Annotated in this window: 24 protein-coding genes; 10 read left to right on the top strand and 14 right to left on the bottom strand. The window is 71.0% G+C overall.

Features of this window, described 5'->3' with window-relative positions:
• Window positions 1-95: 95 nt before the first annotated feature.
• The 9 genes from AB0I89_RS10955 to AB0I89_RS10915 form a co-directional block, all read right to left on the bottom strand.
• Entirely contained in the window at window positions 96-452 is a 357-nt protein-coding gene (locus tag AB0I89_RS10955) for an Rv3654c family TadE-like protein (protein WP_357124642.1), read from the bottom strand.
• Window positions 452-802, bottom strand: a complete 351-nt coding sequence (locus tag AB0I89_RS10950; RefSeq protein WP_357124639.1) for a TadE family type IV pilus minor pilin — start codon at window positions 800-802, stop codon at window positions 452-454. The genes AB0I89_RS10955 and AB0I89_RS10950 overlap by 1 nt, the downstream gene beginning before the upstream one ends.
• A 71-nt stretch (window positions 803-873) precedes the next feature.
• Window positions 874-1,041, bottom strand: a complete 168-nt coding sequence (locus AB0I89_RS10945; protein ID WP_234584142.1) for a DUF4244 domain-containing protein — start codon at window positions 1,039-1,041, stop codon at window positions 874-876.
• 22 nt (window positions 1,042-1,063) lie between these two features.
• The gene (locus AB0I89_RS10940; RefSeq protein WP_357123644.1) at window positions 1,064-1,702 is read right to left on the bottom strand and encodes a type II secretion system F family protein; all 639 of its coding nucleotides are present in this window, start codon (window positions 1,700-1,702) and stop codon (window positions 1,064-1,066) included.
• Complete coding sequence (locus AB0I89_RS10935; protein ID WP_357123641.1) at window positions 1,702-2,991, bottom strand: hypothetical protein; 1,290 nt, start codon at window positions 2,989-2,991, stop codon at window positions 1,702-1,704. The genes AB0I89_RS10940 and AB0I89_RS10935 overlap by 1 nt, the downstream gene beginning before the upstream one ends.
• Window positions 2,988-4,199 carry a TadA family conjugal transfer-associated ATPase gene (locus AB0I89_RS10930; protein ID WP_357123638.1) on the bottom strand — a complete coding sequence of 404 codons (1,212 nt, stop codon included), beginning with the start codon at window positions 4,197-4,199 and terminating at the stop codon, window positions 2,988-2,990. Before AB0I89_RS10930 ends, AB0I89_RS10935 begins: the two co-directional genes overlap by 4 nt.
• Window positions 4,196-5,296, bottom strand: coding sequence for a septum site-determining protein Ssd (gene ssd / locus AB0I89_RS10925; protein ID WP_357123635.1), 1,101 nt, complete (start codon window positions 5,294-5,296; stop codon window positions 4,196-4,198). Before ssd ends, AB0I89_RS10930 begins: the two co-directional genes overlap by 4 nt.
• Window positions 5,297-5,518: 222 nt before the next feature.
• Entirely contained in the window at window positions 5,519-6,520 is a 1,002-nt protein-coding gene (locus tag AB0I89_RS10920) for a CU044_5270 family protein (RefSeq protein ID WP_357123631.1), read from the bottom strand.
• A complete protein-coding gene (locus tag AB0I89_RS10915; RefSeq protein WP_357123628.1) occupies window positions 6,520-7,071 on the bottom strand; it encodes a sigma-70 family RNA polymerase sigma factor in 552 nt (183 codons plus the stop codon). Before AB0I89_RS10915 ends, AB0I89_RS10920 begins: the two co-directional genes overlap by 1 nt.
• Before the next feature lie 186 nt (window positions 7,072-7,257).
• Here AB0I89_RS10915 and AB0I89_RS10910 point away from each other — a divergent pair, with 186 nt between their 5' ends.
• A complete protein-coding gene (locus AB0I89_RS10910; protein WP_357123625.1) occupies window positions 7,258-7,623 on the top strand; it encodes a hypothetical protein in 366 nt (121 codons plus the stop codon).
• A 181-nt stretch (window positions 7,624-7,804) separates the two neighbouring features.
• On the opposite strand, the gene AB0I89_RS10905 is transcribed toward AB0I89_RS10910, so the two are convergent.
• Window positions 7,805-8,596: a hypothetical protein gene (locus AB0I89_RS10905; RefSeq protein WP_357123622.1), complete on the bottom strand. Its 792-nt coding sequence runs from the start codon at window positions 8,594-8,596 to the stop codon at window positions 7,805-7,807.
• A gap of 49 nt (window positions 8,597-8,645) precedes the next feature.
• Window positions 8,646-8,786: a hypothetical protein gene (locus AB0I89_RS10900; protein WP_357123619.1), complete on the bottom strand. Its 141-nt coding sequence runs from the start codon at window positions 8,784-8,786 to the stop codon at window positions 8,646-8,648.
• An 887-nt stretch (window positions 8,787-9,673) separates the two neighbouring features.
• On the opposite strand from AB0I89_RS10900, the gene AB0I89_RS10895 reads away from it, so the two are divergent.
• The 4 genes from AB0I89_RS10895 to AB0I89_RS10880 all read left to right on the top strand — a co-directional run bounded on the left by AB0I89_RS10895 (window position 9,674) and on the right by AB0I89_RS10880 (window position 13,479).
• Window positions 9,674-10,477, top strand: a complete 804-nt coding sequence (locus AB0I89_RS10895; RefSeq protein ID WP_357123615.1) for an HAD-IB family hydrolase — start codon at window positions 9,674-9,676, stop codon at window positions 10,475-10,477.
• Between the two features lie 217 nt (window positions 10,478-10,694).
• Window positions 10,695-11,591 carry a hypothetical protein gene (locus tag AB0I89_RS10890; RefSeq protein ID WP_357123612.1) on the top strand — a complete coding sequence of 299 codons (897 nt, stop codon included), beginning with the start codon at window positions 10,695-10,697 and terminating at the stop codon, window positions 11,589-11,591.
• Window positions 11,588-12,952: a methyltransferase gene (locus AB0I89_RS10885; RefSeq protein ID WP_357123609.1), complete on the top strand. Its 1,365-nt coding sequence runs from the start codon at window positions 11,588-11,590 to the stop codon at window positions 12,950-12,952. The genes AB0I89_RS10890 and AB0I89_RS10885 overlap by 4 nt, the downstream gene beginning before the upstream one ends.
• Window positions 12,847-13,479: a TetR/AcrR family transcriptional regulator gene (locus AB0I89_RS10880; RefSeq protein ID WP_357123606.1), complete on the top strand. Its 633-nt coding sequence runs from the start codon at window positions 12,847-12,849 to the stop codon at window positions 13,477-13,479. The genes AB0I89_RS10885 and AB0I89_RS10880 overlap by 106 nt, the downstream gene beginning before the upstream one ends.
• Before the next feature lie 8 nt (window positions 13,480-13,487).
• Here AB0I89_RS10880 and AB0I89_RS10875 read toward each other — a convergent pair whose 3' ends face one another.
• Window positions 13,488-14,234, bottom strand: a complete 747-nt coding sequence (locus AB0I89_RS10875) for an oxidoreductase (protein ID WP_357123603.1) — start codon at window positions 14,232-14,234, stop codon at window positions 13,488-13,490.
• 321 nt (window positions 14,235-14,555) lie between these two features.
• On the opposite strand from AB0I89_RS10875, the gene acs reads away from it, so the two are divergent.
• The 5 genes from acs to AB0I89_RS10850 all read left to right on the top strand — a co-directional run bounded on the left by acs (window position 14,556) and on the right by AB0I89_RS10850 (window position 23,928).
• Complete coding sequence (acs, locus tag AB0I89_RS10870) at window positions 14,556-16,520, top strand: acetate--CoA ligase (RefSeq protein WP_357123600.1); 1,965 nt, start codon at window positions 14,556-14,558, stop codon at window positions 16,518-16,520.
• Window positions 16,521-16,763: 243 nt separating this feature from the next.
• Window positions 16,764-19,556, top strand: coding sequence for an immune inhibitor A domain-containing protein (locus AB0I89_RS10865; RefSeq protein ID WP_357123597.1), 2,793 nt, complete (start codon window positions 16,764-16,766; stop codon window positions 19,554-19,556).
• A gap of 333 nt (window positions 19,557-19,889) precedes the next feature.
• On the top strand, window positions 19,890-22,325 hold the full coding sequence (locus tag AB0I89_RS10860) for an immune inhibitor A domain-containing protein (RefSeq protein ID WP_357124636.1): 2,436 nt from the start codon (window positions 19,890-19,892) through the stop codon (window positions 22,323-22,325).
• 204 nt (window positions 22,326-22,529) lie between these two features.
• Window positions 22,530-22,928, top strand: a complete 399-nt coding sequence (locus tag AB0I89_RS10855; RefSeq protein WP_357123594.1) for a hypothetical protein — start codon at window positions 22,530-22,532, stop codon at window positions 22,926-22,928.
• Between the two features lie 67 nt (window positions 22,929-22,995).
• A complete protein-coding gene (locus AB0I89_RS10850; RefSeq protein WP_357123591.1) occupies window positions 22,996-23,928 on the top strand; it encodes an alpha/beta hydrolase in 933 nt (310 codons plus the stop codon).
• A gap of 4 nt (window positions 23,929-23,932) precedes the next feature.
• Here AB0I89_RS10850 and AB0I89_RS10845 read toward each other — a convergent pair whose 3' ends face one another.
• Both AB0I89_RS10845 and AB0I89_RS10840 read right to left on the bottom strand, forming a co-directional pair.
• Window positions 23,933-24,298 (bottom strand): hypothetical protein, encoded by a 366-nt coding sequence (locus tag AB0I89_RS10845; protein WP_030486287.1) that lies wholly within the window; start codon window positions 24,296-24,298, stop codon window positions 23,933-23,935.
• On the bottom strand, window positions 24,295-25,735 hold a 1,441-nt coding region (locus AB0I89_RS10840), incomplete at its 5' end, for an SseB family protein (RefSeq protein WP_357123588.1). The genes AB0I89_RS10845 and AB0I89_RS10840, both read right to left, overlap by 4 nt.

The raw sequence follows: 25,735 nt of genomic DNA, 5'->3' as shown, positions 1-25,735 counted from the left end.
CGGGGCAGGGTTAGCCATCCCGTCCCGGCCACTCGGCTGCCGCCCCGGCTACGCCCGTTCGACGCGCTCGCACCCGTTCCGATTGGGCCGAGCCGTCAGCCGCGTACCGGCCCGGCGCGGGCCGTCGACGCAGCGACCCGGGTCAGACCCGGAATCGGCGTGAACGCCACCTCGACGGTCACCAGCACGTCCAGCCCGTCGACGACGCAGTCCACTATCCGGCCGTCGTTGCGCTGGGCGATGTCCGTGGCGTACGCGCACGCCGCCAGGTCGCCGTCGAGCGCTCGGGTAGCACCGGCCAGCGCGCCGAGATCAGCGGCCACCGCCGCGCGCTGGGACGCCATCCCGGTCGCGGCGACGGCCGCGCCGAATGTCCCGACCAGCACGAACACGAGCCCCAGAGCGAGCAGCAGGACCGTCGCCCCGCCCCGGTCCGCGCCCGAGCGGCCCATCACCCAGTCCCCTCGTCGGCACCCGGTTCCACCGCTGCGACGGCGGTGGCTGCCACGGTGACCCGTGGTAGCCGGCCGCCCAGCGCACGGACGGGTGCGCGGACGGTCGCCTGCACCCGGTCGCCGTCGAAGGACACCGACACCTCTGCCCCCGGTGGTGCGACCTGTGCGCCGTCCGCGTTGCCGGCGCCCCGGGCGGCGGCGAGCGCGGCTTCGCGGGCGGTGTGCAGGCAACTCGCCTGTGTGCTGACGGCGTTCACCGCCGTCAGGCCGGCGAGCAGCAGCAGGAGAAGCGCCGGCAGGCCGGCCGCCAGTTCGGCGGTGAAGGATCCCCGCTCGCCGCCGACGATGTGGGCCCGCCGGCCGCCGTCGGACGCGCGCCCGGGAGCGTTCCGCGTACGGTCGACCTGCCGGCGCCTGATCACTTGAGTGCCCGGTCGATGACCGCGGTCAGCGCGGACTGGACGTTGCCGGAGGTCAGCACCTTCAACAGGATCCCCGCGAAGGCCACCGCGGCGAGCGTGCCGACCGCGTATTCGGCGGTGTTCATTCCGTCGTCGCCGCGCAGTCGGGCGATGAGTTTGCGCATGGGTCTTCCCTTCCTCGATGGGTCAGAGCACGTCGCCGAGAACGGCGACGATCACCGGCACCAGGCCGGCGAGAATGAACGCGGGCAGGAAGCAGAGCCCCAGTGGCAGCACGATGAGGACGCCCGCCCGACGGGCCGACGCCTCGGCGGCGGTGGCCCGGTCGGCCCGCAGGTCGTCGGCGAGACGGGTCAGCGCACCGGCCAGCGCCGCGCCGCTGTTGGCCGAGCGGAACGCCGCTGCGGCAAGCCGATCCGCCCCTGGCACACCGTCCAACGCCGACCACGCCTCCGCTGGGCCGCCACCGAGGAGCAACGTGCGGCCCACCCGGGCCAGTCGGGTGGCCAGCGGGCCGTCCAACGCCTCGGCCACCGCCAGGACCGAGCGGTCCACCGGCGCACCGGCCCGCATCGCCGCCGCCAGGAGGTCGGCGGCGAGCGGCAGGTCGGCGGCCTCCCGAAGCCGCTGGTTGCGTACGGCGGGAGGCTCGATCCGCCGCAGCGACACATCCAGCAGGACGGCGACCGGAACGGCGCCCAGCCATCCGAACCAGCCCTCGACAACCACTGCCACGGCAAGCCCGGCCATGCCTGCCGCGAGCCGGATCGCATCCGGACGGCGGCGTATGCCCGCAGTCCCGCGAGTGGACAACACCGGGGACATCAGGTGGTCCGCCCCGGCCCAGCGCCCAGCCGCTCAGCCCAGAAGAGACCGACGATCTGCAGGGCGACGGCGAGGACCGCGCACACCCCACCGACCGTGTCGTGCAGGAGCACCGCCAGGGGGTCGACCCCGATCCCGTAGCCGAGCCCGATCCCACCAATCGGCAGAGCAGCCAGCAACCAGGCGGTGGCGCGTGCGCCAGCCGCCTGTGCCGCTGCGGCGGCCAGCCCACGGTCGGTCGCACGGGCATCCGCCTCGATCCGCTCGATCAGCTCCGCCAGCGGCGCGCCAGTCCGGTCCGCCAGCCGCACGGCGGCCGAGGTCAGGTCGCGAAGCCGATCGACGCCGGCCATCGATGCTCCCGCGACGGAGGTGATCTCGAGGGTCGGCGGCATGGGCGAACCCGCCCGAAGGTCGGCCGCCAGGCCGCACAGCAGGTCCAGGCCGCGCCGTCGATTAAGCTCGACCTGCCGATTCGTTCTCCAGCGCAGCAGAGCGCGGATAGCGAGCGTGCCGTAGCCGGCCATCGCCACGGCGGCCACCGGCCCGCCGGACACGGCTCCGACACCTGCTCCCACCAGACCGGCCAGGAGCAGCACCCGACGCGGTGACCGTCGCGCGCGTACCAGAAGGGTCGAGACCGGCCTGTCCGGCTCGTGGCCCGCCGGCCCCACGAACAGTCCGCCGGCACCATGGTCCGGCTGGTCCGCGAGCGGCCTGTCGGTCTCGCGGCCTGCCGGCCCCGCCGACAGCCCGCCGGCCCGATGACCCGCCTGGTCGGCGAACAGCCCGCCGGCCCTCTGGTCTGCCTGGTCGGCGAACAGCCTGCCGGCCTCGTGGTGCGGGGAAGCGACGGCCGCCGGGGCTCCGGCCTCGGGCCTGGCAATGGCAGCCGGGCGGCGCGAGTCCCGGCGGGCCGGCGGACGTGCCGGGCCGGCCGGTCGGGTGGGTCCCTCGGGTCCACCGGTCACCCTCGAACGGCCGGGGCTGTCGTCGAGGTCCCGGGTGGACCAGGCGACGGCCGTGCGTCCGCTGCCGGTCGCCGGCTGCACGAGCGCACCCGGGTCAGCCGAGGCGGCCGTGCCGCCGAGGTCGTCGGTCGGCCGGTCCTGCCCGCGAGCGAGGTCCCGGATCCACTCGACCAGGGCGTCGTCCGGGTCGACACCGGTGGCACGCCGGGTCGGGGCCAGCACCCGACGCCGACGGTCTCTGATGCTCTTCGTCCGCCAGATCATCAGGATCGCGGTGGACAGCAGCAGCGCCGCGACCAGCGACATCGTGGCGTTCATGCCGGACCTGCCGATCCGGGCCACGGCTCGGTGAGGATCGGCGGGACCGCGACGCCCCGGTCCCGCAGCAGCGCGCCGAACGTACGGGCGGCCAGCCCCAGGCCTCGTCCACGTACCCAGGCGGGCACCACGGTGGCCAGGCGTTCCGGCCCTTCGGGGAGCAGCAGACAGATCGATTCGAGGACGCGGCCCTGATCGCCGCGACGCACCTGGAGCAGCACCTGAAGCGCGGCGACCACCTGGGCGTGCAGCGCGGCGCGGGGCAGACCACCGAGCATGCCGAGCGCCTCCAGCCGGGCCGGCACGTCGGACGGGGTGTTGGCATGCAGCGTGCCGGCACCGCCGTCGTGACCCGTGTTCAACGCGGCCAGCAGGTCGACCACCTCTGCGCCCCGGCACTCCCCGACGACCAGGCGGTCCGGACGCATTCGCAGCGCCTGCCGGACCAGGTCTCCGAGGCTGACCACGCCCGTCCCCTCGACGTTGGCGGTACGGGCCTGCAGCCCGACCACGTGCGGATGCCCCGGCTGGAGCTCTGCCGCGTCCTCGACCAGGACGATCCGTTCGGTGGCTGGCACCAACCCGAGCAGAGTGTTGAGCAGGGTCGTCTTGCCCGAGCCCGTGCCGCCGGTGACCAGGTACGCCAACCGGGCCGCGACGACCGCGGCGAGCAGCGGTGCCACCGGTCGCGGCACCGTCCCCTGGCTCACCAGCTCGTCGAGCGTGTACGGGCGATGCCGGAACGTCCGCAGGGACAGGTAGGGACCCTCGGTCGCCACCGGAGGCAGTACGGCGTGCAGGCGGGTGCCGTCGGGCAGGCGGGCGTCCGCGAACGGGGAGCCGTCGTCGAGCCGCCGACCCGCGCTGGCGATGAGCCGCTGCGCCAACCGCCGGACGTCGTCGACCGAGCCGACCGGGATCGCCACCTGGTGCAGCCCCGCACCCCGGTCGACCCAGACGCGTACGCCGTTGACCAGGACGTCGGTCACCTCTGGGTCGGTCAGCAGTGGGGCGAGTGGTCCGGCGCCGACGAGGTCGTCGTGCACCCGGTCGGCGATCCGCAGGACGGCGGTGTCGCCCAGCACGGCAGCGGTGGGTTCGGCACGTACGGCGGAGACGATCGCCGCCGGGGTGACCGGGTCGGTGGCGGCGACGATCCGCTGCCGCACCCGGGCCGCGAAGGAGGTGTCCTCCGGCTGGCCGCTCATGCCGCACCGGTCGTGGCGCCGGTGAGGTCCGCGACGATCCGCTGGCACAGGGCGGCGAGCGGACCCTTGCCCGCCGCCGCCGGGGCCTCGCCGCGTTCGAGGCCCCGGCAGAGCCCCGGCTCGGGGCGCAGCGTGCCGGCGAGGGGAAGCCCGAGGGCCCGTGCCACCTCGGTGGCGCGCAGCCGGCCGGGGGCGGGCCCGCGCACCACGACCGAGAGTGCGTCGCAGTGTGGTGCGGCCACGGCCACCACCCGGGCGGCGGCCGCGGTGGCACGCAACTCCGCCGGTACGACGACGAACGCCTGGTCGGCCGCCTGCAACGCGACCACGGCGGCGTCGTCGAGCTGCCGGGGCAGGTCGATCACCACGAAGTCCCGGCCCCGGTGGGCGGCGTCGACGGTCGCCGCCATGGCTGCGGCGGGCAGCGCCAGCATCTCGCCGCGGTCCCAGGAGAGCACCACCAGGTCGCCTCGACTGGGCAGGGCCTGGACCAGCGCGGGTGCGTCCACCCGCCCGTCCGCGCTGGTGAGTGACGGCCAGCGCAGCCCTTCCAACTGCTCCCAGCCGAGGACGAGATCGAGGCCACCGCCGAGCGGATCGGCGTCGATGAGCAGGGTGCGCAGTCGGGCCCGCGCGGCGGTCACGGCGAGCCCGCCGGCGAGCACGCTCGCCCCGGCGCCACCTCGGCCACCGAACAGCGCGACGACCCGCGCACCCGGGCCGTCCGGCTGGTCTGGGCCGTGCTCCGCCAGGCGGTCCACGAGCCACGGCTCGGCGGCGGGCAGCGCGGCGACGTGTTCGGCGCCGATCAGCTCGGCGATCTGCCAGCCGGGGTCGATCTGACCGGCCCGGCCGACGAGCACCAACCGGGGCCGCTTCGGTAGCCGGGCCCGCAGACACGCCCGCGACTGGTCGACACCTAGCAGCACCAGCGGCGCGGAGGTCCAGCGGGTGCGTGCCGCGGCCGGGTCGGCGGCGAGTTCCACCTCGGTCCCGCCGGCGGCGGCGAGCCGGAGCAGGTCGTCGAGCAGGTCGCCGTCCCCGGTGACGACCAGTGGGAGCCGTCGGATCGGCGGGACGGAGGTACGGGGTGCCATCGCGGCCTCCAGCGGTCGGGATCGGATGCACCACCGACCCTGCTCGCGACGAACCCCGAACGACGCCCTCGACCCGGCCGCCTGTGGACAACTCAGGGGCCTGTGGACAACGCCCGCCGAGACGGTTGATCTGCTATGCGCACTGGTGTTCGTGCAGCTGGCGGCGCTGCCGCAAAAACACCGCAGGGCCGCTCCCGCGAGAGCGGCCCCAGAAATCGCTGGTCAGCCGACGCGGTCGGTCCAGGCGGTGTCGATGATCATCTGGTATGCGTTGAGCCGTACCGGCGTGAGCGTCAGCATCTCGTGGGCGAGCAGGCCACCCGTGTCCGCATCGAAGATCAGGAGGGACTGGGCGTCGTGTTCCCGGTCGTCGTAGGTGACCGCGACACCGGCCCGACCGGCGCGGTCGGTCACCTGCCCCCGCCAGCGCAGGCCGGGCAGGTCGGCGAGGACGCGCAGGATCTCCGCCCGGGTGGCGCGCGGTATGACGTACCGCGCGTAGAGCGCGCCGACCGCCTTGCTCGCCGATCCCGGGCCGTACTCAATCTTGAGCAGTTCCCGCAGTCGCACCGGATCGGCCGGTGGTGGCGTCAGCTCCATCGGCGGCAGCGGAATCAGCGACGACTCGGCAGAATCGGCCGGGCCCTGCGGGAGTTTGCGCCGCCAGTAAGCCTGGGACTTCTCGTCGGGGTACTGCGGCTCCAGCTGGGTGTTGGCCTGGCTGCCGGTCCCGTCCGCGGCCTGCCACACCTTCGTCTCGCCGACAAAGGCGACGTGGTAACGGTCGTCGGGCGAACTCATCACCGGGTCACCCCACACCTTCGTGTGGTGGTACATGTAGCGCCCGCCGCGGTTGTCGTACCCCGCGTCCTTGATCTTGCTGGCCAGCGTGCGCAGCCGCGGGCCGGCAGCCGGCGGGTCGGCGTCGAACTGGTAGGCGACCGGCACGAGCACCAGCCCCACCGCGTCCCCCGGCCCAACCGGGACGTCCGGCGTGCTCTCGCCGGACGGACGCAGCGCGGCCGCCGCGCCGGCCGCCACCGCGAGCGTCCCGGCCGTCAGGACGAGCCGGCGAGTCGGGCGTACGCGCCGATGCGCCGCCGCCTCCGCGACACCGGCACGATCGATCAACTCGTGGGCCGCGACCGAGGGCGGTGCGACGGTCGCGCTCCGAGCCGGATCGGCCGGGCCGATGAGGGTACGGGTACGGGCCACCGAAAACATCACAGCTCCTCTCGCGTGGTCGCCATCAGTGGGCGGCGGGGACGGACCGGACGGCTCGACATCGCCACGGTCAGTCGACGGCGAGCGCGGTGCAGGCGCACCGCCGTGGTCGCCCGGGTGCAGCCGAGGACCTGCGCGGCCTCGGACACCGTCAACTCCTCCCAGCCGACGAGCCGCAGGATCTCCTGGTCGAGGTCGTTGAGGGTCGCCAGCGCCGCCCGGATGTCGGCGACCCCCACGGTCGTGTCCGCACCGGACGGATCGGCCACCCGCGTCAGGTCGGCATCCACGATCGGCAGCAGATCCGGTGCGGCCCGACGGGAGCGCCACTGGTTGGCCAACAGGCGCCGGGCCACCCCGTACAGCCAGGGCAGGCTGCGGTCCGGCACCTCCCGACGCCGCCGCCACGCGACGACGAACACCTCCTGCGCGAGTTCCGCCGACGCGTCGGCGTCGCCGAGGCGGCGCAGGCCGTACCGGACGATGTGCGCGTACTCGGCGGCATAGAGGCTGGTGAACCAGACCTCGTCGCGCTTCCCCGGTGGACCCACCCGAACCCCCACTGCCTCGGCGACTTCCACCCGGACTTGTGTCGCGAAAGGCTCGACGATTACCGCGCGGTTTGCATCCGTGACCTCGACGGGTCACCCGATCCGTGCCGGATGCTGTCAGCGTTGCTGTCGACCCCGGTGACAGGCGTCCCCGGCTGACCCGTGGGTTTGCGTATGGTCCGGCCAATGATCGTCGAGGGCACCCGTGGCTGCTGGGCCCTGTCGTTACGTCAGCGTCGCGTTGGCCTCTACGCGCACCGACCGTCGCGGTCGGCTTCTTTGTTCCTCGGCCCGGCGTTCATCATTGCAACGACGATCTACGATCTGACGCATTCGGACTTGGTCTACCGCATGCCTGCCGAAGAAACGGCCAATCAGAACGATGTTGCCGACGTCGGCCTCGAAGTGGCCGACCAGGCGGCCATCGTCGTGTCCGGCCTCTTGGCGATGGCAGGGCCCATGCGGCCGGGCGCGGGCACATGCCACGACCTGCATCCCGACGATTCCGTTCGCTCTCTGTTGCGGCGCACCGTTCACCGGAAAGCGAGGTGACTGCCGTTGCAGTACCAGCGGCGCCGTGGGTAGCTGACACGCATCGAGCAGCTGCCGTGGCTTCGCTTCCGCACTGGCACTACGCGCCTTGCCGTTGGCCCGGTCACCGTCGTCAGACAGGCACCGAAGCCGTCGAAGCGCCTAGTCCACGCCCGCAAACTTCCACAGACTCCAAATCGCGCTAGGAGACAACATTTACTAGAACTCCGATCGGTATCGATGCACCCAGCAGGAATAAAGTCACTAAACGGCGGGAACCAGATGACTGACTTCCCTCTCCCACCAATTCAAAGCCGGGGAATATCCACTTGTGCAGGCGTTCTATATAAAAAATTGGCCACGTCAGACTAAATGCAAAGGCTCCGACCGAGGTCCGGATTTCCAATCCGCTCGACTTCGGCAACACCAGGCCAACAAAGACCGCGGTAGCCGTCGCCGCCAATATTGCGAGACGGGGCCTGGAGTTCTCCGAACGCAACGATGCCCAACGCGGCACACCCTTCTCTATCTCGTCCGCCAGTCGGGCATAAGCCTGCTTGGCCCACCCCGTCCTCCGCGAGGAAACCTCAACAATAACTGCTTCATTAGCATTTCGAGCAAAAGTAACGCTCAAACGCTCCGACGGCCGAAGGGTGGCCACAAACTTCAGGCCTACGACGCTTCTTCGATCAACCTCGGGGAGAACCTCAAAAATCGGTCCCGAAACCTCGTCCTCGTCTTCAACAATTAATCCCACAAAGGGATATGTCTCGTTGCCATCGCCGACAGAAGCACCACCTGGAACTCCGGCAAGATTAATGACCCCGGTCGCTTCAGCAACCTCTCCCGTCTGCCCCTCCTCGTATTCACGCTCTTTCAGCCAAGTTGAGTACAAATCTTCGACAATTCTCCCTAGACGCTCAAGATCCGCGAACTCACCCGACCACGCGTGCCATTGATGGCGTTTGCGGAAGCTGCGCCTGACAGTACTCATGGTCTAAGTCAGCCCTTCAGCGATCGAAACTTCACAGGCACGGCACTTCTCATGCCATCCCGATCCTCCTATCGATGTCAAGCTCCGGGGATCTCTCGTTGACAGAGCTCTTTTCGTCCCGAACGCGGGACCGCGGCGTTATCGCCTTCCATCCAGTACCGTCCGGTGTGCCGTCGAGCATGGCTGCCATGCCCGCACCTACCAGTGGTGTCCTCAGGCGTTGGCACTCTTGCTGCCTTCTCGCTGGCCTCAACCTCGCCCACGTCAGGTCCCGCGGACCGCATCCCCCAACCCGAGCCTGGCCACCGGCGTCCACGGCCTGCTCGATCCGGTTCGGTCGGCTTCGGTTCCGCCACACCGATGTTCCGTCCGCCTTCACACGTTGCGACCACGCCTGCTCAGATTGGCCATCTACCCACCGCGTGGATCTCTCCCGCCGCTTCATTCAATGCGATTAGTGGAACACCAAGTTCTCCTGAGCAATGGCCTCGGCGGCTGGGCGATGGCCGCCGGGGAGGTGGCTTCGGCGGCGAGCATGGCGTACTGGCGGGCGCGTTGTGTGGCCACGGCGAGGAGGTCGTTTCCCCGGGGCCTACGCCGATGGGCTCGACGATGAGCTGTCGGGCCTGCGCAGGGCTCAACTGGGTGCGAGGCCGACGGCGCTGCAACTGACCAGCCTTCGTCGATCCGCCCTGAGCCGACGGCGGAGCAACTTCGGCCAAGGCGTCACCAGGCCGGGAGCGCTCCCTGCAAAGGGACGACCCCCGTCGGGGGGAGACGGGGGTCGTCAACGGTTCGGCTCCGGGGGGGTCGAGCCGAACCACTCAGCGGTCACGGGGGGTGCAACCGCCGAGGGCCTGTCTGTTTCGGGTATGTGAAAGCACGTCGTGCGGACAAGTCTGCCTGAGCGGGCCCGTCACGTCGAGTGGTGTTCACTCCACTCAGCGCGAAAATCTCCTCGCCGAATGTGAGCACGGTCACGCTGAGCGGTGGTGGGGGCGCCCGTCCGCAGGTCCAAGGGGTGGCCTGACCCCGGGCACCCGCCGACGATAGACCATCCGGCTAGACTTTCGCGCCGTGGGCCGAAGTGCCGCTTTCTTCGATCTGGACAAGACCGTCATCGCCAAGTCGAGCGCCCTGGCGTTCGGTCGGCCGTTCTACCGGGACGGGCTGATCACTCGGCGTGACGTGGTCAAGTCGGCGTACGCGCAGCTGATGTTCCGGCTGGGCGGCACCGACGAGCAGACCATGGCCCGAACACGGGACTACCTGGCCGCGCTCTGCAAGGGCTGGCAGGTAGAACAGGTCCGCCAGATCGTCGCGGAGACGCTTCACGAGCTGATCAACCCCTATGTGTACGCCGAGGCCGCCGCCCTGATCGAGGAGCACCAGGCGGCCGGGCGGGACGTGGTGCTGGTGTCGGCGTCCGGCGAGGAGATGGTCCGCCCGATCGGCGAGCTGCTCGGGGTGACCGACGTGATCGCCACCCGGATGACGGTGCGGGACGGCCGTTACAGCGGTGAGGTCGAGTTCTACGCGGCCGGCCCGAGCAAGGTCGAGGCGGTCACCGAGTTGGCCGCCGCCCGGGACTACGACCTGGCCGACTCGTACGCCTACTCCGACTCGTACAGCGATCGTCCTCTGCTGGAGTGCGTGGGGCACCCGAGCGTGGTCAACCCGGACCGGCAGCTCCGCAAGCTGGCCTCGGAGAACGCCTGGCCGGTGCTGGAGTTCCGGCATCCGATTCCGCTGGGCCGCCGTTGGCGGGAGCGGCCGGCCGTCCCGGTGGCGGCGGCCGCGCTGGGGGTCGGTGTGGGAGTGGCGATCGGCATCGCCTGGTACGGCCGGCACCGCCGCACGCGCGCCGCCGCCACGGCCTGACCGAGCCCGTCCGGGCAACGCACGGCCTCCACTCGCCGGAGAAGCCACCCTCGGTAGGCATCCGCTCTCTCGGCGCTCACCCTTCACGGTGCCACCGGCATCGTCGACAGTCGCCTATCCGACACAGTTCATTATCCCCGGTCCCACGCCGTATTGAGCGGTCGCTCAAAAAGACGTACGCTCCGTTTGAGCGACCGCTCAAGACGGGGAGATTCGCATGACCGACGACAGCGCACCGACACCACGCAGAACGAGGGCGCACTGGATCCTGGCCGGGCTGATCACCCTCTTCGGAGCGGTCGTCTTCGTCGTGGTGGTGCGGCAGGGCCGAGCCGACAGCGCGGTGCTCTTCGTCGCGCTCCCGGTGCTCCTGGCCGCCGCCCTCGCGCTCGCACCCCGCCGGTCGGCTCACGGGCGGGTCTTCACGGCCACCACGATGGCCCTGCTCCTGGCGTCGGTGGCCCTGCACGAGGGCGCGATCTGTGTCCTGCTGGCCGCCCCGCTGGTCTACGCGGTGGCGCACGGGACCACCGCGCTGATCCGCGCCCTGCGGGAGGCGAGCCGCCCGTACGTCGTCGTGGCCGTCCCCCTGCTGCTCCTGCCCGGCCTGGAGGGCACGGGCATCGCTCCCCGGGTGGCTCCGGACCAGACGGTCGAGGTGACCCGGGTCGTCGGGCTCCCGGTGGACCAGGTGGCCGAACGTCTCACTGCCGGTCCCCGCCCGACCGACGTCCGGTCGGTGCCGCTGCGGCTCCTCGGCGTACCGACGCCCGGACAGGTCACCGGCGACGGGCTCGACATCGGCGACCGGTGGATGTTCGGTTACCACGGCAGCGCGCACGGACCCGGCGGCCACCTGCTCGCCGAGGTGGAGAGCGCCGCGCCGGGGCAGGTGGGCTTCGACTTCGTCGAGGACAGCTCCATCACCGCGCGCTGGTTCACCTGGCGGCACGCGGAGCTGAGATGGCGGGCGGTCGACCCCGGGCACACCGAGATCCGGGTCCGGGTCGACTACACGCGGGGCCTCGACCCGTCCTGGTACTTCGGGCCGATCCAGCAGGTGCTGCTCGGCGCCGGAGTGGGGCACCTGCTCGACATGCTGGCGCTCGAATGACCGTCGCCCGCTGGCTGAGCCTCGCCGTGCCGCTGGCCGCCGTGCTGGCCGTCGGCGCTCGGGAGCGGGACCGGTCCGTCCGGGCCGCGGGGCTGCTGGCGTTCCTGGCCGCCGGGATCGGCATCGCGGCGCTGCACGAGGTCGCCCGCCGCACCGGCTGGTACGCCTTCGCTCCGGTCGACGGCGCGTACCGGGGAATGCCGGTGGACCTCTGGATCGGCTGGGCGGCCCTCTGGGGCCCGTTGCCGGTGCTGCTCCGGCGGGCGCTGCCGCTGCCGGTCGCGCTGGGTCTGCTCCTCTGGGTCGACGCGGTGGCGATGCCGGCGCTGCACCCGCTGGTCAGCCTCGGTCCGCACTGGCTCGTCGGGGAGGTCGTCGGCCTGTTCGCGGTGGCGCTGCCCGCTCAACTGCTCGGTCGCCTCTGCGCCGACCGCCGGCACCTGGGCGCACGGACCCTCCTGCAGGTTGGCGTCTTCGCGGCCCTGCTGCTCTGGTTCGTCCCCACCCTGGCGTTCGAGGTCGGCGACGGGTCATGGGCCGGCCTCATCGCGCTGGACCGCACCGGAATCCTGGTCGTCGCGCAGTTGGCCCTGCTGGTGGCCGTGCCGGCGCTGGCCGCCGTCGCGGAGTTCGCCGTCCGGGGCGGCGGTACGCCCTATCCGTGGGATCCGCCGCGGCGGCTGGTCACCACCGGCCCGTACGCGTACCTGGCCAACCCGATGCAGCTCGTCGCCGTGGCGCTGTTGCTGTTCACCGCGGCGGTCACCGGGAGCGTCGCCCTGGCGCTGGGGGCGGTGTCGGCGACGGCCTTCAGCGCGGCGGTGGCCGGGCCACACGAGCAACACGACCTGCGCACGCGGTACGGCGATTCCTGGCGGTCCTACCGGCGGCAGGTACGCGACTGGTGGCCCCGCTGGCGGCCGTACCCCTCGCAAGAGCCGGCCGTGCTCTGGCTGGACGACGACTGCGGACCCTGCGCGGCCACCTGGCGGATGCTGGCCCGGCGGCATCCGGTCGGCCTGCGGATCCGGGCGGCCCGGGAGCACGAGCGCGTGCTGTGGCGGGCGGAGTACGTGGGCGGCGACGGCCACCGGGAACGGGGGGTGGCCGCCGTCGCCCGATCGCTCGAACACATCCATCTCGGTTGGGCTCTGGTCGGCTGGACGTTACGGCTGCCCGGGGTCGCCTGGCTGGCTCAACTGCTCACCGATGCGATGATCGCACCGCCGCATCCGGCCCGTCCGAGAGGAGAGCCATGTCCGACACCAAGCAGCGTCTCCTCGACGGCGCCATCGCCGCCATTCGGGAGCACGGCATCGCCGGCGTCTCGGCCCGCACCATCGCCGCCGCCGCCGGCGTGAACCAGGCGCTGGTCTTCTACCACTTCGGCACGGTGGACGACCTGCTCGCGGCGGCCTGCCGGGTCAGCACCGCCGAGCGGGTCGAGCACTGGTCGGCGCGGCTGGCCTCGGCCGGTTCGCTGCGCGAGCTGCTCGCGGTCGGGCGGGCGCTGCACGAGGAGGAACGGCAACTCGGCAACGTCACCTTCCTGGCCCAGATGTTGGCGGGCGCACAGGCGGACCAGCGGATGGCCGCCCCCACCGCCGGTGCGCTCCAACTCTGGGTGGACGAGATCGAGCAGGTCCTGCGGAGGCTGCTCGCCGGGTCACCGTTCGCCGAGGTGGCCGACGTGCCCGGCCTGGCTCGCGCGGTCTCGGCCGCGTTCATCGGGCTGGAACTCTACGACGGGGTGGACCCGGCCGGCGCGGACCGGGCGATGGCCGCGCTCGACCAGCTCGCGCTCCTCATGGAGATCGTCGACGATCTGGGGCCGATCGCCCGCCGCGCGCTACAGGCCAAGGTCAACCGGGCGACGCGGCGGGACTGAGCCACCGCTCACGCGGCGGCGAGAATGTCGTCGCCGATGGTGGTGAGCTGGTCGGCGCCGACCTCGACGGCCGTCATGTAGTGGCGCAGCCAGGAGCGCAGTCCGTCCGGGGTGCCGGTGGCGAACGCGCCGGCCGCGCCGACGTACTCGGGCTCGCGTTCGGCGTGACCGACGTCCACGGCGAGCAGCCCGCGCGGGTCGAGGCCGCTGGCGAGCAGCACCAGCCGGGCGGCGCCGCGCGCCACCACGCCGGACGGTCCGGCGAACGGACGTAGGTTGAGCAGTTCTCCGTGTACGACGGCGGCGAGCACCAGCGGGGAGACCTTCGTCCCGCCGGCCACCAGCCCGGCCAACCCGTCGAGGCGGGCGGCGACCACCGGATCGGCGACCGGACGACCCAGCTCGGCCTCCGGCACGATGTCCCGGGCGGCGAGGACGTGCAGCCGGGCGAGGGCCTGCCGGGGCGCCTTCGGCCAGAGTTCGCTCAGACCGGGCAGGGCCCCGGCGACCCGTAGCGCCCCCTGGAGCACCGGCTCGGTGACGGTGCCGGCGCGTACCTCCTCGCGCTCGTGCACGGCCCCTTCGAGCGCGGCGCTGGCCACCGCCGAGCGGAGGCCGACCTCGGCCGCGACCTGGCCGCCGCTGCGGCGCAGCGCGCGGTGCCCGAGCGCCCGGTCGAAGTGTTCGCGGGCCCGGTCGACGGCGGGCGCGATGTCGGCGAGCGCGAGCAGCGGGGCGAGCGGGTCGGTGGTCACCCCGCCACGCTAGCGATCCCAGCGGGCTGATCGGCCCACACCCGCCCGCAACGCGACCCGGGCCACCCGGCCGCCGGCGGGCAAGATCGACACGACTTCACCGAAGTGGGGCTATCAAGGCGGCCCGAACACCCCCACTTCGGCGATCTCGTGTCGATCAAGCGACCCGCGCCGGCGCGCGCACCCGCTACGCCGGGCCGTCGGGCGCGTGGCGGGGGCCGCTCGGCGCGACGGGGTGGGCAGCGGTCGCCGGCCGGGGGACCCGCGACTACCCTCGTGCCCATCGAGACGCAGGTCACCCCGAGGACGAGGAGTCACGGCATGAGCGAGGCATTGGCCAATCTGCTGAACGAGACGCGCCAGTTCCCCCCGCCGGCCGAGCTCGCCGCGCACGCCAACGTCACCGTCGACGCGTACGCCGAGGCGCAGGCCGACCGGCTCGCCTTCTGGGCGAAGCAGGCCGACCGGCTGGCCTGGTCGAAGAAGTGGGACGAGGTGCTCGACTGGTCGAACCCGCCGTTCGCGAAGTGGTTCGTCGGTGGGCAGCTCAACGTGGCGTACAACTGTCTGGACCGGCACGTCGAGGCGGGCCGCGGGGACAAGGTCGCGATCCACTGGGAGGGCGAGCCGGGCGACACCCGCACTCTCACGTACGCCGACCTGTACGAGCTGACCTGCCGCGCGGCGAACGCGCTCACCGACCTGGGCGTGACCGCCGGCGACCGGGTGGCGATCTACCTGCCGATGATCCCGGAGGCGGCGGTGGCCATGCTGGCCTGCGCCCGGATCGGCGCGGCGCACAGCGTGGTGTTCGGCGGGTTCTCGGCGGACTCGTTGAGCAACCGTATCCAGGACGCCAGCGCCAAAGTGGTGATCACCGCCGACGGTGGTTACCGGCGGGGCAAGCCGTCGGCGTTGAAGCCGACCGTGGACGAGGCGGTGGCGAGCTGCCCGTCGGTGGAGCACGTGCTCGTCGTCCGCCGCACCGGCGAGGACGTGGCCTGGTCGGAGAAGGACCACTGGTGGCACGAGACGGTCGAGACCGCGTCGGCCGAGCACACGGCGCAGCCGTTCGACGCCGAGCACCCGCTGTTCATCCTCTACACCAGCGGCACCACGGCCCGCCCGAAGGGCATCCTGCACACCACCGGCGGCTACCTGACGCAGGCGTCGTACACGACGCACGCGGTGTTCGACCTGAAGCCGGAGACGGACGTCTACTGGTGCACCGCCGACATCGGCTGGGTCACCGGCCACTCCTACATCGTGTACGGCCCGCTCTCCAACGGCGCGACGCAGGTCATGTACGAGGGCACCCCGGACACCCCGCACAAGGGCCGCTTCTGGGAGATCGTCGACAAGTACCGGGTGAGCATCCTGTACACCGCGCCGACGCTGATCCGGACGATGATGAAGTGGGGCGAGGACATCCCGGCCGGGTTCGACCTGTCGTCGCTGCGGCTCCTCGGCAGCGTCGGCGAGCCGATCAACCCCGAGGCGTGGATGTGGTACAGGCAGCACGTCGGCCGGGGTGAGCTGCCCATCGTGGACACCTGGTGGCAGACCGAGACCGGCGCCATCATGATCTCCCCCCTGCCGGGGGTGACGGCGACGAAGCCGGGCTCGGCGATGGCCCCACTGCCGGGCATCGTCGCCGACGTGGTGGACGACCAGGGTCAGTCGGTGCCGAACGGTGGTGGCGGCTACCTGGTGCTGCGTGAGCCGTGGCCGTCGATGCTGCGCACCATCTGGGGTGACGACGACCGGTTCCTCGAGACGTACTGGTCGAGGTTCGAGGGCATGTACTTCGCCGGCGACGGGGCGAAGAAGGACGACGACGGGCACATCTGGCTGCTCGGTCGGGTGGACGACGTGATGCTGGTGTCCGGGCACAACATCTCCACCACCGAGGTCGAGTCGGCGCTGGTGTCGCACCCGTCGGTGGCCGAGGCGGCGGTGGTGGGCGCGACCGACCCGACCACCGGCCAGGCGATCGTGGCGTTCGCCATCCCGCGCGGCAGCACGGACATCGCCGGCGAGGCGGGTGAGCAGCTCATCGCGGACCTGCGCAACCACGTGGCGAAGACGCTCGGGCCGATCGCCAAGCCGCGGCAGATCATGCTGGTGCCCGAGCTGCCGAAGACCCGCTCCGGCAAGATCATGCGTCGGCTGCTGCGGGACGTGGCCGAGAACCGGTCGCTCGGCGACGTCACCACCCTGCAGGACTCCTCGGTGATGGAGCTGATCTCCTCCGGGATGAGTGGCGCGAAGTCCGACGAGGACTGACGACAGACGTACCCCGATCGGTGGGTGATGGTCCGCGCGGACCGTCACCCACCGTCGTCTTTTGTGGACTTTGACCGTCGGGCGTACCACCGGCCGACGGTCCGACGGATAACGCCTGCATCACGTTCCCGCCGTTCGGCCGGATTCTCATTTAGTTTCACGAAGGTCGGCTGGCCCTCGACGCGACGCTGCGTGCACGGAGTCCGCCGGCTTCCCTCGCCCATGCCCGAGAAACGGAGCGGCATGAACAGAAACTCCCAACCGGGGTCGCGTCGACGACTACTCGTCGCGCTACCCGTCATCGCCCTCGCGGCCACGTCACTGACCGTGAGTGGCAGTGCGGCGGCACAGCCGTCCACCACCCCCCGGGCGGTGATCGGGGCTGACGAGTACTACATCAACTACGCCGAGCCCGAGGTCCAGCCGGACACTTCCGGCCGTGAGGTCAAGGGCAAGAACGGCGTCTACACCCCCAAGGTCGACGACGCCCGCGCGTTCGACCAGAAGCACGCGCGGGGCAACCCGGTGACGGCCCGCCAGCTCGCGCAGATCGAGGCCAAGTCGATCAAGACGGGCAAGAGCCCGCGCCAGATCAAGCAGGCGCCCAACACGCAGACGGCGAAGCTGCTGACGCTGCTGGTCGAGTTCAACGACAAGGCCAACGACGACTTCACCAACGTGATGGTCCCGAAGACGGTGTTCGAGGACCGGACCTGCGTTCCCGGCACCGTGCAGAACGGGCCGAAGCACAACAAGATCCCGGACCCCTCGCGCCTCGAGCACGAGGACAACAACTCGATGTGGGTGCCGGACTTCTCGCCGTCGCACTACAACAAGATGCTGTACAGCAAGAAGGGCATCACCGAGCGGGTCCGCAAGGACCTCAAGGGCCCGGACGGCAAGAAGGGCATCGACATCTCCGGTCGCACGATGCACAACATGTACCTGGAGATGTCCAAGAACGCGTACACGGTCGACGGGCAGGCCAGCCCGTGGATCACCGTGCCGCACTCCGAGGGCTGGTACGCGGCCAACCGCTGCACCCAGGACGAGAACGGCAACTGGGTGCCCGGCCGGGAGCAGTCGATGAACGGCCACCCGGACAACCCGGCCGGCGCGAGCCGGCTGGCCGGCGACGCGATCGAGGCGCTCGCCGCCAAGGACCCGACCTTCCCGTGGGCCGACTACGACAAGGAAGACCAGGCCGACCGCGACGGTGACGGCAACCTCTTCGAGCCGGACGGCGTGATCGACCACCTCGTGCTGGTGCACGCCGGCAAGGGCAAGTCGAGCGGCGGCGGCAGCCAGGGCACGTACGCCGTGTGGGCGCACTCCTCCTCGGTGCCGGGTGGCTTCACCATCCCGGGCACCAGCCTGAAGGTGTCGAACTACATCGTGCAGCCGGAGGACGCCGGCGTCGGCGTCTTCGCCCACGAGTTCGGTCACGACCTCGGTCTGCCGGACCTCTACGACACCTCCGGCAACGCCGACTCCGACGTGGACTTCTGGGACCTGATGGCCTCCGGATCGCACTCGGGTGAGATCTTCCAGGCGCTGCCGACGCACATGGGCATCTGGGACAAGTGGGTGCTCGGCTGGGCCGACCCGCTGACCATCCGTCCGGGCTCCAACCCGCGCGAGGTCAAGCTCGGGCAGACCTCGCGTACGCCGATCGACGCCGAGGACGGCATCAAGGTCGACCTGCCGGACAAGGTGACCGTGCTGGCCACCCCGCACAGCGGCACCAAGATGTGGCACAGCAACAACGACCAGAGCTGGGCCGACGTCAAGCTGAGCCGCTCGGTGGACGTGCCCAACGCCGCGGACTCCAAGTTCTGGATGTGGAACAACTACATCATCGAAGAGGACTGGGACTACGGCTTCCTCGAGCTGTCGACCGACGGTGGCACCACCTGGTCCGAGCAGAAGGTGTACGCCGAGGACGGCACGGTCGTCACGACGCCGGACAACTACGGCGACCCGAACGGCCGGATGAACGACTTCGGTGGCAAGAAGTACGGCCTGACCGGCAGCACCGACGGCTGGCGTCACGACTACGTCGACCTGTCGGCGTACGCGGGCCAGACCGTGCAGGTGCGACTGCGCCTGGCCACCGATGAGGCGTTCGAGGAGCGCAACTGGTTCGTCGACGACTTCTCGGTCACCGGCGGCGGCGCCACCGTATGGAGTGACGACGTCGAGGGCGGCGCCAACGGCTGGACGACCAGTGGCGGCACCTTCGTCGACACCACCGGCGCGGGCTGGAAGGTCTCCGGCGGCACCGAGGTGCACGCGCAGTACTACCTGGCCGAGTGGCGCAACTTCGACGGCTTCGACAAGGGCCTGAAGTACGCCTACGACACCATCTACTCGCGCGACGCGTGGAAGGTCGACCGGATCTCCTACAACGCGCCGGGCATGCTGGTGTGGTACCGGGACAGCGCGCTGGGCGACGTCAACCACGTCACCGGTCAGATGACCTCGCTGCCGAGCTACGGCGCCAAGGGCGGGCTGCTCATCGTCGACTCGCACAACGAGCCGTACCGGCGTACCGGCACGGCGGCCGAGAAGGACCCGTCGGTGACGGACAACCTGCCCAGCCGTCCGCAGTCGTCGAACGCGGCCTTCACGCTCCAGAAGACGTACCCCTTCACGGAGTGCCTGGAGGCGGCGGGCGAGCCGTACAGCGCGTACTGCACGAAGTTCAAGGCCCTGCCGCCGGTGAAGGGCTTCACCGACGCCAAGGGCTGGTACCCGGGCATCGAGATCCGCGACGGTGCCGCGTACGCCCGGGACAACGACGCCTCCGTCGTGATCCCGTCGCGTGGCAACGCGCCGTACACCACCCGGGTGACCAACCCGGACGGTAGCCCGGCGCCGGACTACTACGGCGTGACGCTGGGCGGCGGCGCGATCGTGCTCGGCACGGGCAACCCGGCCGACGCGGGCGTGCAGAACGGCGTCTCGTTGACGATCCGTAAGGCGGCGAAGGACAACTCGTCCGCCACGATCTACGTCACCCCGGCGACGAAGTGACGGTTTAACGGGTTCGGCAACTGATGGTGGGGCCGGTGGCGGGAACGCCACCGGCCCCACTGTCGTTTCATCTGATCTTATTGATCGAAATTCATCGTTGCGGATGTCGCCGTCCGGTCCGCCCTGACTCGAGCGCAGATGAAGCACGGGGGTGTGACGGTGAAAAGCATTCCCAACAAAATCTTGCAACAAATCGACGCGTGCGTCTTCCCACCCGTCGCAGCAGTGTCTATGTTCACCAATGGTCCCACTAGTGGGATCGATCTATCACCGGCCCGTACCCCCGTTGGGTCGGTTCCCTCACACCGGAGGTACCACGTGCGCAAAGTCGCAGTGGGTCTGCTCGGGCTTTCACTGACGGCGACGGGGCTGGCGTTCGGACCGTCCGCCAGTGCCGCGCCGCAGCCGAAGTTGCCGACGGCCGCTCCGTCGGTCGCCGAGCCCGCCCTTGCCGACCACGACCTGCCGAACCCGCTGGAGGACAAGCGGCGAGCGCTGCGCCAGGAGGGCCTCAGCAAGGTCCTCACCGGCGAGGCGAAGGCACAGAAGGTCAACGGCAGCACCGTCGTCAAGGTCGGCAAGACCCAGGCCGACGGGGCCGCCGCCCGCACCACCGGGGCGGGCACGGCTCAGACCGAGGACCAGTACGTCGAACTCTCGCGCGAGCGGACCGACAAGATCTTCGTGATCCTTGCCGAGTTCGGCAACGAGCGGCACCCGGACTTCCCGGACAAGAGCATCGACCCCGACACCGCGGGGCCGACCAAGTTCGACGGGCCGCTGCACAACCAAATCCCGGCGCCCAACCGGGCCGTGGACAACTCCACCGTCTGGCAGCCGGACTACAACGCCGACCACTACCGGCAGCTCTACTTCGGCACCAACCCCGGCGACGAGTCGCTGAAGCAGTACTACGAGGCCCAGTCCTCGGGTCGCTACAGCGTCGAGGGCGAGGTCACCGACTGGGTCAAGGTCAAGTACAACGAGGCCCGGTACGGCCGGTCCGACGACCCGATCGCCGACGACGACACCACCAACCCGGCCAACGACCCGGCGGTCTGCGACAGCAACGTCTGCGACAACACCTGGGAACTGGTCCGGGACGCCGCCAACCAGTGGGTCCTCGACCAGAAGGCCGCCGGCCGCACCGACGCGCAGATCGCCGCCGACGTGAAGTCGATGGACCAGTACGACCGGTACGACTACGACGGTGACGCCGACTTCAACGAGCCGGACGGCTACATCGACCACTTCCAGATCGTCCACTCCGGCGGCGACCAGGCCGACGGCGACCCGAACCAGGGTGAGGACGCCATCTGGAGCCACCGCTGGTACGCCTACGCCTCGGACCAGGGCAGCACCGGCCCGGAGACCTTCCCGGGCGGCGGCACCGAGATCGGCGACACCGGTGTCTGGATCGGTGACTACACCATCCAGCCGGAGAACGGTGGCCGGAGCGTCTTCTACCACGAGTACGGCCACGACCTCGGCCTGCCGGACGACTACAACGTCATCAACGGTGGCGACAACAACAACGAGCACTGGACCCTGATGGCCCAGAGCCGACTCGGCGCCAAGAACGACGGCGGCATCGGCGAGCGTGGCGGCGACCTCGGCGCGTGGAACAAGTTCCAGCTCGGCTGGCTCGACTACGACACGCTCGGGCTGGGCGAGAAGCGCGATGTGGTTCTCGGCCCACAGGAGTACAACTCGCCCGAGGCGCAGGCCGCCGTCGTCGTACTCCCCGACCGTGACTACACCTTCTCGAACGGCGCGCCGTTCGAGGGCAGCAAGCAGTTCTTCACGGGCAACGACGACAACATCAACAGCACGATGACCCGGACTTTGGACTTCACCGGGAAGTCGTCGGCCGCCCTGACCATGAAGGGCCGCTACAACATCGAATCCAACTTCGACTACCTGTTCTTCGAGGCGTCGGCCGATGGCGGCAAGACCTGGGCGACCCTGCCCGGCACCGTCAACGGCAAGCCGCTGAAGGAGATCTCTCCCGGGCGTTTCGCCCTGGACGGTTCCAGCGCCGGCAAGTGGGTCGACGTCAACATCCCGATGAACTCGGTGGCGGGCAAGGTCGTGCAGTTCCGGCTGCGTTACCAGACCGACGGCGGCGTCTCCCGGGGCGGCTTCTACGGTGACGCGATCACCGTGACCGCCGACGGCCAGACCGTGTTCACCGACGGTGCCGAGAACGGTGCCAACGGCTGGACCTTCACCGGTTTGTTCGAGATCGCCGGGGCCACCTACACCAAGGCGTTCGACAACTTCTACATCGCCGGCACCCGGTCGTACACCTCGTACGACAAGTACCTCAAGACCGGCCCGTACTACTTCGGCTACCAGAACACCCGCCCGGACTACGTGGACCACTACGCGTACCAGGAGGGTCTGCTGATCTCGTACTGGAACCTGCGGTGGTCGGACAACGACACGTTCGCGCACCCGGGTGAGGGTCGGAACATGATCATCGACGCCCACCCGCGGCCGCTGTACAACCTGACCGGCGCCCCTTGGCGGGCCCGCGTCCAGGTCTACGACGCGCCGTTCAGCCTGAAGAAGGCGGACTCGTTCACGCTGCACATCAACAGCCAGGCCAACTACGTCCGTGGCCAGGCGGCGCAGCCGCTGTTCGACGACACCCAGCAGTACTGGTTCCCGGAGCTGCCGAACCACGGCGTCAAGCTCCCGGCCACCGGCCGGACGATCCAGGTTCTGTCGCAGGACGGAATCAACACCACCGTCCGCTTCAACTGATCCCTCGATCCGGCACCACCCGCACCACGGCGATGCCCGGGCAGGTCACCTGCCCGGGCATCGCCCGTTCCGGGGAACCCTGACCGGGTGGCGCGCGTCCGATCACCCGTGCGACCGCGAACCCGCACCACCCTGACCGGCGCCGGCCTGACCGTCCTGTCGGCGCTGGCCGGCTGCGCCGGAACGCGGAACGAAGGAGGCACCGTGTCCGCCGAACAGACCCCGTCCGGCACCCCGGCGACCAGCCCACCACCGGCCTCCGCCGCGCCGACCGGAAGCGGGGCCACGCCGTCGGCCCCCGCCGGCCGCCCGGCGCGCTCACGCGTCCCGCTGCCCACCCTGCGCCCGCCGACCGGACCACCGCGCAAGCCGACCGACGCCCGGCGGGCCAACGCCCTGGCCGGACGGATCAACCGGGGCGGCGACGGCCCCTGCTACGGCCTCGTCACCGACGACGGCCGGCAGTACGCGCTGCACGGCATCGGCAAGGGCACCTTCACCGTCGGTACGACGGTCCGGGTGACCATCGGCCCCGCCGACCCGGCCGCCGACTGTGGCCCCGGCATCCCGGCCACCATCGTCGACATCAGCCCGGTCGTCTGACCCCCCGCAGGGTCACAGTCGGGCCGGCAAAACGGCCGCCTCCCGACGGGGTCCTAGGCTGTCAACCATGACCGACCAGCGCGGCGAGGCCGTCGACGAGTCCTGCGTCCTCACCGAGGGCCCGTGGACGCACCGTTTCGTCGGCGCCAACGGCAGCCGCTTCCACGTGGTCGAGGCCGGCACCGGCCCGATGGTGCTCTTCCTGCACGGCTTCCCCGAGCACTGGTGGGCCTGGCACCAGATGCTCCCCGCGGTCGCCGACGCCGGCTTCCGCGCGGTCGCCGTGGACCTGCGCGGCTACGGCGCCAGCGACAAACCACCCCGGGGGTACGACGGCTACACCCTCGCCGCCGACATCGCCGGCCTCATCCGGGCCCTCGGTGAGCGCTCGGCGACGCTCGTCGGCAGCGGCGTCGGCGGCATGGTCGCCTGGACGGTGGCGTCGTTCCACCCATCCCTGGTCCGTCGGCTGGTGGTCCTGGGCGCACCCCACCCGCTACGCCTGCGCGCCGCGATCTTCGCCGACCCGCGCGGGCAGTTCGCCGCCTCCACCCCGGCGTTGAAGTTCCAGCTCCCCCGCTACGAACACGTGCTCACCAAGGACGGCGCGGCGGGCGTCGAGGAGATCCTGCGCCGGTGGGCCGGCCCGCGCTGGGCCGCCAGCGCGGACTTCGAGGCGTACGCCGAACGGTGTCGGGAGGCGATGCGCATCCCGCAGGCCGCTTTCTGCGCGCTGGAAGGCTATCGCTGGGCCTTCCGTTCCGTGCTGCGGCTGCACGGCTACCGATTCGTGCGCCTCATGCAGAAGCCGCTGGTCACCCCGACCCTGCAACTGCACGGCGCGGCCGACATCGCCGCCCTGCCACGGACCGCCCTCGGGTCCGGCCGGTACGTCGTCGCCCCGTACGAGTGGCGTCTGCTGGACGGGGTGGGTCACTTCCCGCACCTGGAAGCCCCCGAGGTGGTGCTCGGCGAGATCCTGCGATGGGCCAAGTCGTAACGGATCAGACCCGTTGCTCGCGCAGGTCGGTGACCTCGGCCGCCGGCGCCCAGCCCTGGTAGACGCCGAAGTCGAAGACCTCCAACCGCATCGCCTCGGCCACCGGCCAACGACCACCCGTGTACTCGACGCGCAGCCACGCGTCGTGCTCGCCGAGCACGATGAACGGCTGGCCCTGCCAGGTGCAGGTGGTCCGAACGTACGCCAGATCCTCGATCTCGCTCGCCGGCAGCACCCGCACGTAGCGGCCCGCGCGGACCTCCTCGAAGCCCTCGCCCGGCTCGGGCTGGTACAGGCGGATGTCGTCGCCGTCCGGGCTGGCCTGATACTCCCGGCCCTGCCAGCGGGCCACGTAACCGTCGCGCATCACTCCTCCGGAACCCGCCGCCAGGTGACCGCGTCCGTGTCGAGGACCGCGACCACCCGTTCGGTGCCGTCGCCACCGATCCGCCAGAGCTGCGCGCCGTGCGGAAGACGGGCGCTGTCCACCTTGAACTCCGCCACCACGTCACTGCTCTCGCCGGGGGCGAAGCCGTTGCCCCGGAACGGCGGGCGCTCGATGACCCAGCCCTCCATGGCACGCATCGCCGCCTCGTTCTGCCCGCCGTACGGAATCCGGTAGAGGCTGGGCCGGTGCGCCGGCCACCGCAGCACGTAGATCTCCTCGGCGTCCCGCACGAACGGCGAACCGGGGTAGTTCAGGCCCAACGCGTCGTGCAGCTCGGCCGGCGTGGTCAGGTGGGCCAGCTCACCCGACCGGTGCACGAAACCCGAGACCCGGTCGTACCCCCGCTCCAGGTAGTACGCGAGCTGGCTGGGCGCGATCGCCTTCTGCATCACGGTTGGTCGGGCCGGGTCGACCGCCGCCGGGGCGTACCGGGGACGCGCGGCGGGTTCCGCCTCGGCCGCCGGTTCCACCGGGTCGACCTCCAGGTCGTCGCCGAGGCCCACCTCGGCGGCCCAGTTGGCCAACGCGACGATCTGGTCACCGGGCAACTTCGCGCCGACCGGGGTGCCCGGGTTGACGGCGAACGACCAGTCCTCGTCGGGCCAGCGCCGGATCAGCTGGGCGAACTTCACCCGGACCGTGTCGACGGTGCCCTCGACGTGGTCGGCGAGGCGCTCCGGGGACGTGTAGACCACCACGTACGTCTCGCCGTCGAGGCGGGCGGTGCGCCAGACGAAGCCCGGGTCGCCGGGACGGCTGCCCCGCTTCGAGTCCGCCGCCGCCGGCAGCAGCACGCGCGCCAGCAGCAGAGTGGACAGGAACGTGTCCGTGCTCCCGGCACCGGCTGCGCCGAGCAGGTCCTCCTCGACGGTGTTCGCCGGCTGGAACTGCGGGGACGCCGGCTCGTCGACCGTCGGAGGCTCGACGGCGTCCGCGATCGTCGCCTCCGCGTCGGAGTCGGGGCGTGCCGGCTCGGGTTCGTAACCCACCGGGGATCGGGACGACCGACCGGTGTCGCCGCCGAAGCCAGCATCGCCGCCGAAGCCAGCGTCGCTGGCCGAACGGGCATCGCTCAGGCCGGCGTCGGTGGCCGGGCCGGTGTCGGTGGCCGGGCCGGTGTCGGTGGCCGGGGGGACGCTGGATGGCTCGAACAGGCTCGCTCCACCGCCAGACGCGGCCCAGGCAGTGGGACCTGGCACGGACGGGCCGGACGCGAGCGGGCCGGACGCGAGCGGGCCGGGCACGGGTGGGCCGGGCACAGACGGGCCGGGCACAGACGGGCCGGGCACAGACGGGCCGGGCACAGACGGGCCGGGCACAGACGGGCCGGGCACAGACGGGCCGGGCACAGACGGGCCG

This window comes from Micromonospora sp. NPDC049801, from assembly GCF_040656575.1.
In the GTDB taxonomy this organism is placed as follows: Bacteria; Actinomycetota; Actinomycetes; order Mycobacteriales; family Micromonosporaceae; genus Micromonospora.
Note: the sequence above shows the minus strand (reverse complement) of the source record. Positions and strands in the feature narration are given on the sequence as shown.

Coding starts and splice junctions, on each gene's coding strand:
- AB0I89_RS10955 (WP_357124642.1), bottom strand. CDS start 452: ATGGGCCGCTCGGGCGCGGACCGGGGCGGGGCGACGGTCCTGCTGCTC.
- AB0I89_RS10945 (WP_234584142.1), bottom strand. CDS start 1,041: ATGCGCAAACTCATCGCCCGACTGCGCGGCGACGACGGAATGAACACC.
- AB0I89_RS10940 (WP_357123644.1), bottom strand. CDS start 1,702: ATGTCCCCGGTGTTGTCCACTCGCGGGACTGCGGGCATACGCCGCCGT.
- AB0I89_RS10935 (WP_357123641.1), bottom strand. CDS start 2,991: ATGAACGCCACGATGTCGCTGGTCGCGGCGCTGCTGCTGTCCACCGCG.
- AB0I89_RS10930 (WP_357123638.1), bottom strand. CDS start 4,199: ATGAGCGGCCAGCCGGAGGACACCTCCTTCGCGGCCCGGGTGCGGCAG.
- ssd (WP_357123635.1), bottom strand. CDS start 5,296: ATGGCACCCCGTACCTCCGTCCCGCCGATCCGACGGCTCCCACTGGTC.
- AB0I89_RS10920 (WP_357123631.1), bottom strand. CDS start 6,520: ATGTTTTCGGTGGCCCGTACCCGTACCCTCATCGGCCCGGCCGATCCG.
- AB0I89_RS10910 (WP_357123625.1), top strand. CDS start 7,258: ATGATCGTCGAGGGCACCCGTGGCTGCTGGGCCCTGTCGTTACGTCAG.
- AB0I89_RS10905 (WP_357123622.1), bottom strand. CDS start 8,596: ATGAGTACTGTCAGGCGCAGCTTCCGCAAACGCCATCAATGGCACGCG.
- AB0I89_RS10900 (WP_357123619.1), bottom strand. CDS start 8,786: ATGGCAGCCATGCTCGACGGCACACCGGACGGTACTGGATGGAAGGCG.
- AB0I89_RS10890 (WP_357123612.1), top strand. CDS start 10,695: ATGACCGACGACAGCGCACCGACACCACGCAGAACGAGGGCGCACTGG.
- AB0I89_RS10885 (WP_357123609.1), top strand. CDS start 11,588: ATGACCGTCGCCCGCTGGCTGAGCCTCGCCGTGCCGCTGGCCGCCGTG.
- AB0I89_RS10880 (WP_357123606.1), top strand. CDS start 12,847: ATGTCCGACACCAAGCAGCGTCTCCTCGACGGCGCCATCGCCGCCATT.
- acs (WP_357123600.1), top strand. CDS start 14,556: ATGAGCGAGGCATTGGCCAATCTGCTGAACGAGACGCGCCAGTTCCCC.
- AB0I89_RS10865 (WP_357123597.1), top strand. CDS start 16,764: ATGAACAGAAACTCCCAACCGGGGTCGCGTCGACGACTACTCGTCGCG.
- AB0I89_RS10850 (WP_357123591.1), top strand. CDS start 22,996: ATGACCGACCAGCGCGGCGAGGCCGTCGACGAGTCCTGCGTCCTCACC.